This is a genomic window from Pedobacter sp. UBA5917, from assembly GCF_002432345.1.
Classification (GTDB): Bacteria; Bacteroidota; Bacteroidia; order Sphingobacteriales; family Sphingobacteriaceae; genus Pedobacter.
Genome location: NZ_DJDT01000178.1, coordinates 1 through 14,523, shown reverse-complemented (window position 1 = coordinate 14,523; position 14,523 = coordinate 1). Strand labels below are relative to the sequence as shown.

Sequence of the window (14,523 nt, the reverse complement as noted above, 5' to 3'; positions counted from 1 at the left end):
TTTGTAATGTTTGATGAGTTAGAAATTATTCCTGTTGATTTGTTAGATATCTACTCTTTGCAGGTTAATGATAATCTACGGGAGAAATTCGATCAATTACAGGATGCAGAGCTATCTACAAGCGAATTTAGTTTTTATACATCAGTTTCGTCAGTTTATTCAAGTAAAATTGAAGGGGAGGACATTGAACTTGATTCTTATATCAAACATAAAAGGTTTGGTATAGAATTTTTGCCAGATTATACTAAAAAAATTGACGACTTATATGCTGCATATGATTTTGTTAAATATAATCGCATAAACGTTGACAATATCTCGAAAGCTCATCAGTTATTGAGTGAAAATATTGTTGCCAAAAATTATCAGGGGAAGTTAAGAAACCACAATATGTATGTTTCTACTCCGGATGGACGTATAGAGTATGTGGCTATAGCTCCAATAAAACTTGCCGAAGAGATGGAAAAGTTATATCACGACTTGACCTCTTTGTTATCGACAAGTTTAAGCATTAAAGAAGTCTTCTTTTTTGCTTCCATGATCCATTTGGTATTTGTGAAAATCCATCCATATAACGATGGAAATGGCCGTACTGGCAGGTTGTTGGAAAAATGGTTCCTTGCACAAAAACTAGGTGAAAAAGCGTGGTTTGTTCAATCGGAAAAAATGTATTACGAAAATCATCAAACTTACTATCAAAACTTAAGGGTTTTAGGTTTGGAGTATGAGGAATTAGATTATTCGAAAGCCTTACCTTTCTTATTAATGCTACCAAAGGCATTGTAATTGTTTATGATTAAACAGATTAAAAGGAAGAAATGCCTTTCCACGTATCCGATATTTCCGCTCAGAAATTACAATGAGGATATAGAAGATTACGACTACTTCTATCCGGATACTTTTTCCAATTACGTTTTAATATTAAAATCTGAGACTTATAAAAAACATCTCAAAAACCTGGGAAAAGAGCTTTCCATTTTGTGTGCTGCTTTAAAATCGAATAGCTTTATTTTTCTGGGTGATGAAAAATTAGCATGGCGGTTTCGGGAAGGGAAATATAAAAACTTTAAAAAGGGAATGGAGTACTTTGCAGGTGAAGGTATAAAAAACACTTTTTCGGGTGGTTTAATTGTGGATAAAGATAATATGGTTCAGTTTATCAAACATCTTGCAGTGCTGGTATCCGTAAATGGATTAATACAATACGTTCATTTTACGGATGAATCTCAAAACATCGTAGCTTCAATATGCAAAGATGGTAATGTCCATATTGGTACAATGGATAAAGATAATGATGACTTATTTAAGCATGCGTTATCAGCTACCAGATTTGAATTACTGGATGAAAGATGTTATCCCCAGTTTGATGTTAAGGGAAGAAGACCAACATTATTTTAAAACAAAAAAGCAATCTGAAAGGATTGCTTTTTGTTGAAGTATGGACCCTGAAATAAATTCAGGGTGACGTACGTTTAGTAGCTTTTCATCTTCCCTGCCACTTTTTCAAGCGTACTCTTTAATTTGCTAAGTGCGCCAGTAATGGCCAGATCGTAAGTATTGCCAAGGTTCGAAACCGCAATAGGTTCTTTACCCGTAATCCTGGCTTCCAATAAACATCTCTTATCATCCAACCCTTCTTTGCTGCCATTTTCATCAGATAAATGAACTTCTAAACGTGTAATTATATCACTGTACCTGCTTAAGCCCTCATTTAACTGGCTTTGGATTTTTTCTTCGTATTCCTGGTGTATCGTTAAATTCTTGTCGGTATTCAGTTGGATCGTCATAGTTATAATATTAGGTTGAATTAATAGTAAAGTAACACCTAGACAGGGGTAATTGTTTCTGGTAATGGTTAACTGTATAAATCGGTTAATTGGTTAACTGTGCTAAGCAAGCATATTTACTATACATCTGGTTAAAACAGACCTTTGTTTATAAACCTGATTGAAATGAAAAGCCCGTAAGCGAGGAACGAGCGCGGACTTGTAATGAAAAGCAGGACCAAAGCCACCTAAATGAACAGGACCCTTCATTTTCTAACGATGGTTAACTGTTTAAATTATATAAACGAATTAACTGCATCGGAAGGGTTAATTGTTTAAACTGTATAAATTGGTTAACTCTGATACCCTACAATTAACCATTCGCTGTTAAAAATCTTTCAACTTTTCAACAAAACAGCTTTAAAATGCATATTCGTGTTATCTTTATGGCTTTTGTAAATTAATTTCAGTTTTGGCTAAAGACACGAATAAAGAAACCCCGTTAATGCAGCAGTACAACGCGATTAAAGCGAAGTATCCGGGCGCACTTTTACTATTTAGGGTTGGCGATTTTTATGAAACCTTTGGCGAAGATGCCATTAAAACGGCTCAGATTTTAGGTATAGTACTTACCAGAAGAGGTACAGGCCCAAATGGAGGAGCTTTAGAACTTGCAGGCTTTCCTCATCATTCATTGGATAATTACCTTTCCAAATTGGTTAGGGCAGGTCAGCGTGTGGCGATATGTGATCAATTAGAAGATCCCAAAGCTACAAAAAACATTGTTAAACGCGGTGTTACTGAATTGGTTACCCCTGGCGTGGCTTATGGCGATAATATTGTAAATCAAAAGTCGAATAATTTTCTTGCCTGTGTTTTCTTCGACAAAACGCAGTTGGGCATTTCATTTTTAGATATCTCAACAGGCGAATTTTTAATCGCACAGGGAAACAGCGACTATATCGATAAACTTTTGCAGGGTTTTAAACCTACAGAAGTGATTTTCCAAAAATCGAAACGGCAGGCTTTTGTAGAAAACTTTGGCGACCGTTTTTATACTTTCGGTTTAGACGAATGGCCTTTTACCTCCGATTTCGGGAATGAAACGCTGATGAAACATTTCGAGGTTTCTTCGTTAAAAGGTTTTGGTGTAGAGCGTTTACAGAGCGGGATAGTAGCTGCAGGGGTGATTTTACATTACCTGGGCGAAACAGAGCACCGTAATCTGCAGCATATCAGTTCGATAAGCCGTATTGAGGAAGACCGCTACATGTGGTTAGACCGCTTTACAATCCGTAACCTGGAGTTGGTGAATTCGCCGAACGACAATGCGGTAACACTTTTTGATATTTTGGATCATACCTGTACGCCAATGGGCGCACGTTTGTTGCAGAAGTGGATTATCATGCCTTTAAAAGAACTTAAACCGATCCAAGAACGCCTTGGCATGGTAGAGTATTTTGTTGGTCATGAGGAATTACAGGGCGAGTTTTTAAATAACATCAAACAGATCGGCGATTTGGAACGTCTGATTTCCAAAGTAGGTTTGCAACGTGTTGGCCCACGCGAACTGGTAGCCTTAAAACGTGCACTTTACCATATCGAAGCTGTTAAAAAACTGGCTACAGATTCTAAAAATCCGTTTTTAATTAAAATAGCAGATCAGTTAAATCCTTGTTTGGCCATCCGCGAAAGGATTGAAAAGGAATTACAGCCCGAGCCGCCGGCTTTGCTGATCAAAGGAAATGTAATAGCCGATGGTATTGATGAAGAATTAGACCGCTTACGAAAAATTGCTTTCGGTGGTAAAGATTATCTGGTGCAGATCCAGAAACGTGAGGCAGAAGCAACCGGCATCCCGTCGTTAAAAATTGCATTTAATAACGTTTTTGGTTATTATTTAGAGGTTACCCATACCCATAAGGATAAAGTACCTGAAGGCTGGATCCGTAAGCAAACGCTGGTTAATGCCGAGCGCTATATTACGCCTGAACTGAAAGAATACGAAGACCAGATTTTAGGTGCTGAAGAGAAAATACAGGCCATTGAAGTGCGTTTGTACAACGAACTGATGTACGAAACCGCCAGTTACATTAAACCGATCCAACTCGATTCATTTTTAATCGCACAACTGGATTGTTTATTGTGTTTTGCCCAACTGGCAGCCAAAAACCATTACAACAAGCCTAAAGTTACCGAAGATAAGGTACTTGATATTAAAGGCGGCCGTCACCCGGTAATTGAAAAACAGTTGCCTGTAGGGCAGGAATACATCACCAATGATGTATACCTTGATACCGAAAGTCAGCAGATTATTATGATTACCGGACCCAACATGGCGGGTAAATCTGCCATTTTAAGGCAAACGGCTTTGATTGTTTTAATGGCGCAAATGGGGTCGTTTGTACCTGCCAAAGACGCTGAAGTAGGTTTGGTTGATAAGATTTTTACGCGTGTGGGTGCGTCAGACAACATTTCATCCGGAGAAAGTACGTTCATGGTAGAGATGAACGAAACGGCCAGCATTTTGAACAATATTTCGGATAACAGTTTGATTTTATTGGATGAAATTGGTCGGGGAACGAGTACCTATGATGGTATTTCGATTGCCTGGGCCATTGCAGAATTTTTGCACCAGCATCCAACATCTAGGCCCAAAACACTTTTTGCCACGCACTATCACGAACTGAACGAACTGGCGAATACCATGCCGCGTATCAAAAATTTTAATGTTTCGGTTAAGGAAATGACCAATAAAGTGATCTTTTTGCGTAAACTGGTGCCTGGGGGAAGCGAACATAGTTTTGGTATCCATGTGGCTAAAATGGCCGGTATGCCACCAAAACTGATCGGACGAGCAAATGAAATATTAAAGAAACTTGAAATAGATCGTACCGAAGGGCAGAGCATTAAAGACAGCATTAAAAAAGTGCAGAACCAGGCTTACCAGTTGCAGATGTTTGCTGTTGATGATCCGGTTTTAGTTAAAATCCGCGATACCTTAAACAACCTCGATGTAAATGCTTTAACACCGGTAGAAGCGCTTTTGAAATTAGATGAAATACAAAGATTGATCAAAAATTAAGGTGTAGGGTATGAGGTTTAAGGCTTAAGGTTGAGAAACTTTAAAACTAAAAAAGATGCGGCAGAAATTCCTTTAACCTACCACTCAGATAATACTTGAATTTAAATGTAATGCGATAGAATTACCTTATACCTTATACCTTATACCTTAAACTTAAATAGTCAATACTAGAATGGTAACGAAATGGAAATAACCCTAAACCTTACGCCTTATACCATACGCCTCAAAAATGTTTTTTATTTAGCAGCACTCATAATCTTTCTTTCTTCCTGTGGTACCCGTAAATATACCGTTAGAAATGATACTAAAGCTTCGAAAGCGGCCGATGCAATGGCCAATTTAAAAAGTAAACAGCTGTATCGTTTTATTACAGACTGGACAGGGGTAAGGTACCGTTTCGGTGGATTGGATAAAAGCGGGATCGATTGTTCGGGTTTTGCATTTTTATTGGAAAAGGAAATCTATGGGGTTACGCTACCAAGGATTTCGCGCGACCAGGCGAATGCAGTCAGAAAAAAAGATATAGACAATTTAAAAGAGGGTGATCTTGTTTTTTTCTCATTTGGTGGAAATGATGTAGATCACGTTGGCGTGTACCTCAATAATGGTTTTTTCGTTCATGCCAGCACAACCCGCGGGGTAATTGTTGATGATTTAACGTTGCCTGCCTACCAAAAGGTTCTGGTAAAATCGGGATCGGTGAATTAAACTCCCTGCAACCGTCATGCTGAACTTGTTTCAGCATCTTTTTATTTAATACTTAGCATTATATTTTTCTAATAAGATAGACCCTGAAATAAGTTCAGGGTGACGACCCAACTGTTAAAACAATCCCTATTAATTTTCGTTATTCTTTTATGCGTACATTTCTTGTAATCTGCTTATCTTTAATTACTTATTTTGTTAATGCGCAGGTAAAACTGCTCAAGCTGGATGATTTGGATAAACGGATTGCCAATGGAAAAGATACCACTTATGTAATCAATTTTTGGGCCACCTGGTGTTCGCCATGTGTAGCAGAGTTACCGAATTTTGAAAAGTTACGCTTAGCAAACTTAAAAAAGCCTGTAAAAGTGCTTTTGGTGAGTCTGGATTTTAAATCAAAACTGCAAAAAGAGGTAATCCCATTTGTAGTACAGCATAAGATAAATGCCGAGGTTTTTCTTTTAAATGAACCCGATCAGCAGCAGTATATAGAAAGAATTGATAAAAAATGGTCTGGTGCCATACCCGCCACACTATTTGTAAACAAGAAGACCAGGCAATTTTACGAGAAAGAATTTACCGAAGCGGAACTGAACGGTACTTTGTTAAACTTAAAATAAATTGTAATGAAAACATTGATTTTAATGGCATTTATGCTGCTTTCAGCAGTAACATTTGCACAAACAGAAGGTTATAAAGTGGGCGATGTGGTTAAAGATTTTTCGCTAAAGAATGTAAATAACAAAACGGTCTCATTAGCCGACTATAAAGATGCTAAAGGATATATTGTGGTATTTACCTGTAATACCTGCCCGGTAGCAAAAGCGTACCAAGACCGTGTTTCGGCATTAAATGCCACTTATGCAGCCAAAGGTTATCCGATACTGGCCATCAACCCCAATGATGCAGGAGCTGTTCCTGACGAAAGTTTCGAAAAAATGCAGGCCCTGGCCAGCGAAAAGAAATTCAATTTTCCATATCTGTTGGATCCTGATCACGTGGTTACCAAACAGTTTGGCGCAACCAGGACACCACATGTTTTCGTGCTGAATAAAACCGATAAAGGCAATGTAGTAGAATATATCGGTGCAATAGATAACGATCCGGAAGAAGCGAACAGCGCCAGAACAGAATATGTTAAAAATGCCGTAAACGAATTGGCGGCTGGTAAAAAACCTGCAATTGCCTCTACCAAAGCCGTGGGGTGTGGCATTAAGTGGAAAAAAGGTTAAACATAACTTAACCACCATTGGCGGTGCGTTTCTTTGTATTTCTTAAACCATCGGCATGGTAAATAAAGAGAGGCTACTACGCTAATCCATATTAAATACACGATCGGCAGGCTAAAACCAAATGATGCGGGTCTGAACAAAAAGGGCACCTGTACAATTTCCTTAGCAGTATAACCGGTCGCAAAAAATGCGATGATAAGAATAGTGTGGAGCAAATAAAAGTGGATCACATAATAAAAAAACGGAACAGCACCATAAACCGAGGTTATTTTGGTGAATCTGTTCTCCAGTTTTTCTGTAACAGCCAAAATCAACATCGCTGTACCCACGGTCATGGCGATATATTCTAAGGATGGTGGATATTTGCTTACATTAAAAAACGAAAGTATGTTTTTGAAAAGATCGTGATATTCTTTCCGTGGAGCAGGATCGCCATACACATTGATAAGCCTGAGCGCAATAAAGAGGATCAGGGTGAGCGAGCCAACAATTAATAAGTTCTGTTGCCTAAGTTTGGTATCGTAATTCTTTTTAAACCAGGCGCCAATTCCATAACCCACAAACATTACACCCGTCCAAGGTAATATAGCATAAAACACACCTATAAAATGGTTACTGTTTAAAGGTACAACAGTTCCTGAGGCCGTGAAGAATACTTTTAAAATCATTCCACCGGCTTTAGGTTCGGGAAATAAATTGAAAATATTATGCCCAAAAACGAGGATCAAACCAATAATTAATACGGTTTTATACGAAATACGGCAGGCAAAAGCCAGAAAGACCATACTGCAACCAATTGCCCATATTACCTGTAGAATAATAAAGTTATACTGCAGATTAAAAGTGAGCCCAAGGGATATTACAGCAATTTCTATAAATATGAGCCACAATCCACGTTTCAATAAAAACGAACTGGCCTGTGCGGGTGTTTTATGCTGCGCCGATAAATAAGCTGATAATCCTGACAGAAAAACAAAGGTAGGTGCACAAAAATGGGTAATCCAGCGCGTAAAAAATAATATTCCTGTTGTGGTATCCGGATTTAAAGGATCGCCTGTCATAGCTCCGATATGGAAAAAATCCCTGGTATGGTCGAGTGCCATAATGATCATTACAGCGCCGCGTAATATGTCGATAGATAAAATGCGTTTTGATTTGGTGGTTAGATCAGCATTCATTGTAAAATGTTTGGTTACTTAAAGATAGTAAATCAAAAGCAATTGATGATCTCTATCTTAAACCATCTATCAATTAATTTCCCAGAAATATGCCACTCAAAAATCGATTTAGGAACGCTTTAATTGCATATTTCTATTTTGATGTTCCAATTATTATCATAATATTTGTTTGAGCGCTAACCGAATAATCTTATCTTTTCTCATGGAGTATATCCAATGTCGGGAGAGATTCCGGTTAACATAAACGAACCAAATTATCATAACACAACATAATGAAAAGAAGAACATTTATACAAAACACAGGTTTACTGGCCGGTGGGGTAGTTGCATCGAAATTTTCTTTTGCTGCCAATCTGGCTCCCGAATTTCCTGTAGTACGGGTAACTGCCGCTAAAAGACATTTTCAGAGCAAAGCTGTAGATGCTGCAATTAAAACCTTCCAGGCAAATGTTAAAAACCCAGAACTGGCCTGGTTGTTCGAAAATTGTTTCCCGAATACACTCGATACCACAGTGTATTACAACGAAAAAAATGGCCGCCCTGATACCTATGTTATCACCGGTGATATCGATGCCATGTGGTTGCGCGACAGTTCTGCACAGGTTTGGCCTTACCTTCAGTTTGTAAACGAAGATGAACCACTTAAAAAGTTAATTGCAGGAGTAATTATCCATCAAACGCAATGTGTATTAAAAGATCCTTATGCCAATGCTTTTTATGGCGATGCCACCAAAGTTGGCGAATGGAAAACCGACAAAACCACTATGCAGCCAGGTGTGCACGAACGTAAATGGGAAATCGATTCGTTGTGTTATCCAATCCGTTTAGCTTATCACTACTGGAAAAAAACTGGTGATAAAACACCTTTTGATGCCGATTGGAAAAAAGGGATCGAAGCCACCTTAAAAACATTTAAAGAACAACAGCGCAAAGCTGATAAAGGTCCATACCATTTCCAGCGGGAAACCACGCAGCCAACTGATTCTTTACCAATGGCCGGTTACGGCTTTCCGGTAAATCCTGTCGGTTTAATCTGTTCAGCTTTCCGTCCGAGTGATGATGCAACCATTTTCCCTTTCCTTGTTCCATCTAACTTCTTTGCGGTATCTAGCTTAAAACAAGCGGCAGAAATGATCAAGGCACTGCAGAGCGATAAAAATTTAGAAAGCAGTTTATTAAATCTTGCCGACGAAGTAAATGCCGCTTTACAGAAACATGCAATTGTTAACCACCCGAAATATGGCAAAATTTACGCCTTCGAGGTGGATGGTTTCGGAAGTTCTTACCTGATGGACGATTCTAATGTACCAAGCTTATTAGGCTTGCCATATCTGGGTGCAATGAAGGTAGAAGACCCAATTTACCAGAACACCAGAAAGTTCGCGCTTTCAAAAGATAATCCTTATTTCTTTAAAGGAACAGCGGCAGAAGGAATCGGCGGACCGCACGCTGGTCAGGATATGATCTGGCCGATGAGTATCACCATGCGTGCATTAACATCAAAAGATGATGCGGAAATTAAATACTGCATCGAAACACTGAGAAAAACACACGCTGGTAAAGGTTTTATGCACGAATCGTTCAATAAAGATAATCCTGCAAACTTTACAAGAGCCTGGTTCGCATGGTCTAACACTTTATTTGGTGAATTACTTTGGAGAACCTACCAGGAAAAACCGGCTTTGTTAAAGCCTTAAAATAGTTGTACATTTAGAATATTTACGTGGGATAAATACATTTGTAAAGATGTATTTATCCCATTTTTATTAAACAGGTATTACAAAATCAGATCAATATTTCCTTAAAGCAGAAATATTTGTAAATTGCTGCTATATTATTCATTCCGTTTTGCAACATCCCGATAAAACCATTCTTTCTGATATAGAAAACATTAATAGAATTCCTGCTGTTGCACATATTTTAGAAATTGTGTGCCGTACAACGGGTATGGGCTTTTCTGCTGTGGCCAGGGTAACTTCCGATAAATGGATTGCCTGCGCAGTTTTGGACGAAATTAATTTTGGCTTAACGGTAGGTGGCGAACTGAAGCTCGAAACAACCATCTGCAACGAAATCAGGCAGCACCAGCAGGCCGTAGTGATCGATCATGTAGATGAAGATCCGAATTTCAAGGGGCATCACACGCCATTAATGTATGGTTTTCAGAGTTACATTTCCGTTCCGATTATTTTAAAAAACGGCGATTTTTTCGGAACACTCTGCGCCATCGATCCACGACCGGCCAAACTTAAAAATCCTACCATTACGGGGATGTTTACGATGTTTGCCGATTTAATAGCATTTCATATGGATGCATTGGATCAGGTGGAAATTGCCGAAAAGGAGTTGAAAAAAGAACAGGAAATTGCCATTTTAAGAGATCAGTTTATTGCCATTTTAGGACACGATTTAAGAAATCCTTTAAACGCCATCTCCAGTAGTGCGCAATTATTGTCGCGTTTAAATTTAGATGAGCGTGGTATACGCATCGCAAAAATCGTAAAAGATTCTTCATTCAGGATGAATGGCCTGATCGAAAATATGCTCGATTTTGCCAGTGGCCGTTTAGGTGATGGCATTACCGTTAACAGAACACATGATGACGACCTGGAAAAGTGGTTGGTACAGGTAATTGATGAATTACAAACGATATGGCCAAGCCGTGATATCAAGACCGATTTTGATTTTACGCACCCTGTTAATGCTGATGGTAAGCGCCTGGCGCAGCTTTTCTCCAACCTTTTAGCCAATGCCTTAAACTATTCGCCAGCTGATTCTACCGTAGAAATTACAGCCGTTAGTACAGAGAAAGAATTTAACCTCTGTGTAGCCAACAAAGGAAAACAGATTAGCGAAGCAGCTATGGAACGATTGTTCCAGCCTTTTTCGAGGGGAGAAGTGGAGCCAAATCAAAAAGGCCTGGGTTTAGGTTTGTACATCGCATCAGAAATTGCCAAGGCGCATGATGGAACATTGGATGTAACCTCCACACCCGAACAAACCTGTTTTACCTTACGTTTACCCTATAAAAAATGATTACTGTAAACGATCAGTTACCAACATCTTCGCTTTTGGATTTAAAGATCGGCAATCATATTACCGATGGAAATAAGGTGTCTGGCAAAATATCCGGCATCGAAATCAGCGAAACGGATGAGTTTTTGATGTTTCTTTTTCACTTGGAAAACAGCCATATTATTGTTAGAAAACTGAAGCAGGTTTGTTAGTTTAACGCGCTCGTCATCTCGACTGGAACGCAATGGAATGCCCGCCTGCTTCGGGCAGGGAGAGATCTATCGTTAATTATCTATGTCTTCTCCTACAATCGTCATGCTGAACTTGTTTCAGCATCTTTTCTGCACAATAGACCCTGATCCCGAAGGTTCGGGACAGGGTGACGACTATAATATTATAAAATTGGCCGTGGATCAAAAATCACCTGGAATGATTGGATTTTTTCGTCGACTAATTTGTACCAGCCACTGGCGAAAATTGTTTTTGCCCCCATGTTGATGTCGTACCAAATACAAACCTCTTCCTGATCTACAAATACTTTTTTAACATCGTACTTGAATTTCATCTTTTTCATGTCTTCAATATAAACTTCGGCTCCTTTTCTTTCACCCATCACACCTTTAAAGGTCATGTCATCATGCAATTGCTGTCGGGCAAGGTCAAAGTCTTCTGCATTTAAAGCATTGATAAAATCAAGTACAACTACTTTTGCATTGTGCTCGGTCAGTATTTTATTGGATGTACCCATGGCATTTGTTTTAGAATAAACGGAAACTTGTAAGAAAATGTTTGAGGTAATTCATATAAACCGTCGTCATCTCGACTGGAACGCAGTGAAATGCCCGCCTGCTTCGGGCAGGGAGAGATCTAACTCGAGATAGATCTCTCGGCTACGTTTCACTTCGCTCGAGATGACGTATCTGGGGGGATTTAGCTTAAGTTAACCCCTACGTCAATAATATTGATTTTATGCAATAAATTATTCCTCGAAAGAATAACAGTGCTCTACCCCTCAAAACTATATACTTTACCTATCTGCGTTTTAAAGCTGTACTTATAGTCATTTCCTGATTTCTCTGCAGTAATTCCTTTAACCTTTAGCGCATTCGGACTTCTCACAATACAATCTTCACCAGATAGCGATTTGATAGATAATTTGGTGATTTTACCCTCTTTCCATTGCAGATCTGTGATTTCGAAGTTACCCCTTGCCCTTAAACCCTGGATGTTTCCTGTGCTCCATTGATCAGGCAGAGCAGGTAAAAACTGAAGTTCGCCGGCCTGGCTTTGCAACAACATTTCTGAGATACCTGCAGTATAACCAAAGTTACCGTCAATCTGAAAAGGTGGGTGTGCGCAGAATAGATTCGAATAAATTCCACCACCTTTATTATAATCGGTACCAGAACCGCCAACAGGGGTAATAAAGTTCTGCAATATTTTATAGGCATGATTACCATCCTGTAGCCTCGCCCAGAAATTCATTTTCCAGGCCATAGACCAACCCGTTGATTCATCACCGCGTGCAGTTAACGTTACCCTTGCTGCTTTTGCAAGCTCAGGCGTTTTAATTGTACTGATTTCGCGCCCCGGATGCAGGCCAAAAAGATGAGAAATATGCCTGTGCTGGTCTTTAGGGTCATCACGATCGGTTTCCCATTCCTGCAACTGTCCCCATTTACCTATTTTGGGTTTTAACAGATGCGCCTTTAAATCAGCAATATGTTTTCTATAGTCGCTATCAATTTCTAAAACTTCAGCGGCTTCGATATAATTGGTGAATAAATCGAATACAATCTGCTGATCGTGGGTTACGCCATCCTCAGTTGGGCCATGCTCCGGCGACCAGCCCAAAGGTGACACCAAAGTACCATCAGGTCTTCTTTTTAGATGGTCATCCCAAAATTCAGATATTTCCTTTATAATCGGATACGCAAAATTTTTGAGGTAATTCTTATCTTTTGTAAAAGCGTAATGCTCCCAAAGTGCCTGCGCATACCACGCACTACCTGGTGTATTCCATAAATAACTCATGCCGCCAAAAATATTATTCTCCGTTTTTACTGTCCAGCCGCGTGTGTTGGGATAATCTTTACGGGTAGTAACCGCACTCACTTCGCGCATGCTGTTGATGTAATCCAGATATGGAATATGGCATTCGGAAAGGTTGGTAGGTTCTGCAAGCCAGTAGTTCATCTGGATATTGATATTGGAGTGATAATCACTTCCCCATGGCGGTGTATTGCTTTCGTTCCAAAGCCCCTGCAAATTGGCCGGTAAACCGCCCGGTCTCGAAGAACTGATCAATAAATATCTTCCGTATTGGTAAATTAAGGTTTCAAGATCATGATCAGGCGTTTTTTTATAGTTGATCAGCCTTTCGTATGTTGGTAAACTGTTATTCTTAATATCGCTTTCACCCAAACTAATGGCTAAGCGGTTAAATAGTTTTTGGTAATCCTGAATATGGCTTTTTAATAATGTAGCATAATTTTTTGGCGATGCTTCTTTGAGGATACGATCTATTTTCGCAGCAGGTTCTTCACCTTTCCAGTGCTGTTCGCGTTTATTGATGTAATTTGTTGCTGCTGTAAAAATAATGGTAATGGCATCTGCTTTATCTATCTTTAATTTTTCTCCATTATCGTCCTTTACCGGATAGGATTTGCCGTTTTCGATTTTAACCAATGCCGTAGCCTGATAAAGCATTCCGTTTGATAAGGTACCCGCAAATTGGATGGTATTGCCATTAACGGTGATATTACCCTGATGCGCATTTTTTAACCTGATTGCAGCCGAATAAGCATTCTTTTGATCAGAAGTAAGCCTTAAAACCATTACTTTATCCGGAAAACTGCAGAAATATTCGCGTTTATAATGAACTGCGTTTTGGGTATAACCAATGGTATGGACCGAATTTGAGAGGTTAAGCTCACGTTTATAACCTGTAAAATCCTGACTTTTCTGTTCAAAATCAATAAAAAGATCGCCAAAGGCCTGGTACATGCCCCTGTCGTTTTCATCACCTGTCCAAAGTGTATTGTCGTTAAACTGGATATGCTCCTGATTTACGCCACCAAAAATCATTCCGCCAATGCGGCCATTACCGATAGGATAGGCTTCCGTCATCCAGTCTTTTGCCGGTTTATTGTCCCAAAGTAATAAAGGACCGTTTTGTTTTTTCTGTGCTGATGTGGTTTTCGAAAAGCCAAATGCCAGTAATGAAATCAGCATCAGGCAGATCAGTTGCTTAAGTTTAAAAAGCATGACAATATTTGATTAGTGTGTTTTCAAAGATATAGATAATCAGAATGCGAATGCATCTCGATTTTTGGCATATTATTCAATTATTTAAGCATTGGGGTTTGGCAGCTGATCATGGTGCATAAAACAACTTACTGCTGTCATCCTGAGGAATATTTTATTTTATAAAAATCAATATGATTGACAGACACGCTAACGCAAGTAACTCCTAAAAGTTACCGTCATTTCGAGCGTAGCGAAGCGAAGTCGAGAACCACGTAGTGCTCAGCGAAGCTAAATCT

The 14,523-nt window shown here is 39.2% G+C and carries 13 protein-coding genes; 9 read left to right on the top strand and 4 right to left on the bottom strand.

What is annotated here, in order from left to right; all coding sequences use genetic code 11:
• The first annotated feature begins 6 nt into the window (after positions 1-6).
• Both B2V92_RS11620 and B2V92_RS11615 read left to right on the top strand, forming a co-directional pair.
• The gene (locus B2V92_RS11620; protein WP_293308042.1) at positions 7-783 is read left to right on the top strand and encodes a Fic family protein; all 777 of its coding nucleotides are present in this window, start codon (positions 7-9) and stop codon (positions 781-783) included.
• A 6-nt stretch (positions 784-789) separates the two neighbouring features.
• On the top strand, positions 790-1,395 hold the full coding sequence (locus B2V92_RS11615; RefSeq protein WP_293308040.1) for a hypothetical protein: 606 nt from the start codon (positions 790-792) through the stop codon (positions 1,393-1,395).
• A 74-nt stretch (positions 1,396-1,469) separates the two neighbouring features.
• Here B2V92_RS11615 and B2V92_RS11610 read toward each other — a convergent pair whose 3' ends face one another.
• Entirely contained in the window at positions 1,470-1,784 is a 315-nt protein-coding gene (locus tag B2V92_RS11610) for an HPF/RaiA family ribosome-associated protein (protein ID WP_293308038.1), read from the bottom strand.
• Between the two features lie 451 nt (positions 1,785-2,235).
• Between B2V92_RS11610 and mutS the strand changes: the two genes are divergently transcribed.
• The 4 genes from mutS (at position 2,236) to B2V92_RS11590 (ending at position 6,785) form a co-directional block, all read left to right on the top strand.
• On the top strand, positions 2,236-4,848 hold the full coding sequence (gene mutS / locus B2V92_RS11605) for a DNA mismatch repair protein MutS (RefSeq protein WP_293308037.1): 2,613 nt from the start codon (positions 2,236-2,238) through the stop codon (positions 4,846-4,848).
• Positions 4,849-5,031: 183 nt separating this feature from the next.
• Complete coding sequence (locus B2V92_RS11600; protein ID WP_293308035.1) at positions 5,032-5,556, top strand: C40 family peptidase; 525 nt, start codon at positions 5,032-5,034, stop codon at positions 5,554-5,556.
• 149 nt (positions 5,557-5,705) lie between these two features.
• The gene (locus B2V92_RS11595) at positions 5,706-6,173 is read left to right on the top strand and encodes a TlpA disulfide reductase family protein (protein WP_293308033.1); all 468 of its coding nucleotides are present in this window, start codon (positions 5,706-5,708) and stop codon (positions 6,171-6,173) included.
• Between the two features lie 6 nt (positions 6,174-6,179).
• The gene (locus B2V92_RS11590; RefSeq protein WP_293308031.1) at positions 6,180-6,785 is read left to right on the top strand and encodes a thioredoxin family protein; all 606 of its coding nucleotides are present in this window, start codon (positions 6,180-6,182) and stop codon (positions 6,783-6,785) included.
• On the opposite strand, the gene B2V92_RS11585 is transcribed toward B2V92_RS11590, so the two are convergent.
• Positions 6,782-7,963 (bottom strand): DUF1624 domain-containing protein, encoded by a 1,182-nt coding sequence (locus B2V92_RS11585; protein ID WP_293308029.1) that lies wholly within the window; start codon positions 7,961-7,963, stop codon positions 6,782-6,784. The two genes, B2V92_RS11590 and B2V92_RS11585, sit on opposite strands and share 4 nt — an antisense overlap.
• A gap of 272 nt (positions 7,964-8,235) precedes the next feature.
• Between B2V92_RS11585 and B2V92_RS11580 the strand changes: the two genes are divergently transcribed.
• The 3 genes from B2V92_RS11580 to B2V92_RS11570 all read left to right on the top strand — a co-directional run bounded on the left by B2V92_RS11580 (position 8,236) and on the right by B2V92_RS11570 (position 11,190).
• Positions 8,236-9,660 carry a glycoside hydrolase family 125 protein gene (locus B2V92_RS11580; RefSeq protein ID WP_293308027.1) on the top strand — a complete coding sequence of 475 codons (1,425 nt, stop codon included), beginning with the start codon at positions 8,236-8,238 and terminating at the stop codon, positions 9,658-9,660.
• A gap of 151 nt (positions 9,661-9,811) precedes the next feature.
• Positions 9,812-10,999, top strand: coding sequence for a GAF domain-containing sensor histidine kinase (locus tag B2V92_RS11575; protein ID WP_293308025.1), 1,188 nt, complete (start codon positions 9,812-9,814; stop codon positions 10,997-10,999).
• Complete coding sequence (locus tag B2V92_RS11570; RefSeq protein WP_293308023.1) at positions 10,996-11,190, top strand: hypothetical protein; 195 nt, start codon at positions 10,996-10,998, stop codon at positions 11,188-11,190. The genes B2V92_RS11575 and B2V92_RS11570 overlap by 4 nt, the downstream gene beginning before the upstream one ends.
• 182 nt (positions 11,191-11,372) lie before the next feature.
• On the opposite strand, the gene B2V92_RS11565 is transcribed toward B2V92_RS11570, so the two are convergent.
• A complete protein-coding gene (locus B2V92_RS11565) occupies positions 11,373-11,726 on the bottom strand; it encodes a nuclear transport factor 2 family protein (protein WP_293308021.1) in 354 nt (117 codons plus the stop codon).
• A 257-nt stretch (positions 11,727-11,983) separates the two neighbouring features.
• Entirely contained in the window at positions 11,984-14,245 is a 2,262-nt protein-coding gene (locus B2V92_RS11560) for a glycoside hydrolase family 95 protein (protein WP_293308019.1), read from the bottom strand.
• Positions 14,246-14,523: the final 278 nt, after the last annotated feature.

Excerpts from the sequence above, each read along its gene's own strand:
- B2V92_RS11570 (WP_293308023.1), top strand. The coding sequence starts at position 10,996 with ATGATTACTGTAAACGATCAGTTACCAACATCTTCGCTTTTGGATTTA.
- B2V92_RS11565 (WP_293308021.1), bottom strand. The coding sequence starts at position 11,726 with ATGGGTACATCCAATAAAATACTGACCGAGCACAATGCAAAAGTAGTT.
- B2V92_RS11590 (WP_293308031.1), top strand. The coding sequence starts at position 6,180 with ATGAAAACATTGATTTTAATGGCATTTATGCTGCTTTCAGCAGTAACA.
- B2V92_RS11620 (WP_293308042.1), top strand. The coding sequence starts at position 7 with ATGTTTGATGAGTTAGAAATTATTCCTGTTGATTTGTTAGATATCTAC.
- B2V92_RS11600 (WP_293308035.1), top strand. The coding sequence starts at position 5,032 with ATGGAAATAACCCTAAACCTTACGCCTTATACCATACGCCTCAAAAAT.
- B2V92_RS11585 (WP_293308029.1), bottom strand. The coding sequence starts at position 7,963 with ATGAATGCTGATCTAACCACCAAATCAAAACGCATTTTATCTATCGAC.
- B2V92_RS11595 (WP_293308033.1), top strand. The coding sequence starts at position 5,706 with ATGCGTACATTTCTTGTAATCTGCTTATCTTTAATTACTTATTTTGTT.
- B2V92_RS11560 (WP_293308019.1), bottom strand. The coding sequence starts at position 14,245 with ATGCTTTTTAAACTTAAGCAACTGATCTGCCTGATGCTGATTTCATTA.
- B2V92_RS11615 (WP_293308040.1), top strand. The coding sequence starts at position 790 with ATGATTAAACAGATTAAAAGGAAGAAATGCCTTTCCACGTATCCGATA.
- B2V92_RS11580 (WP_293308027.1), top strand. The coding sequence starts at position 8,236 with ATGAAAAGAAGAACATTTATACAAAACACAGGTTTACTGGCCGGTGGG.
- B2V92_RS11610 (WP_293308038.1), bottom strand. The coding sequence starts at position 1,784 with ATGACGATCCAACTGAATACCGACAAGAATTTAACGATACACCAGGAA.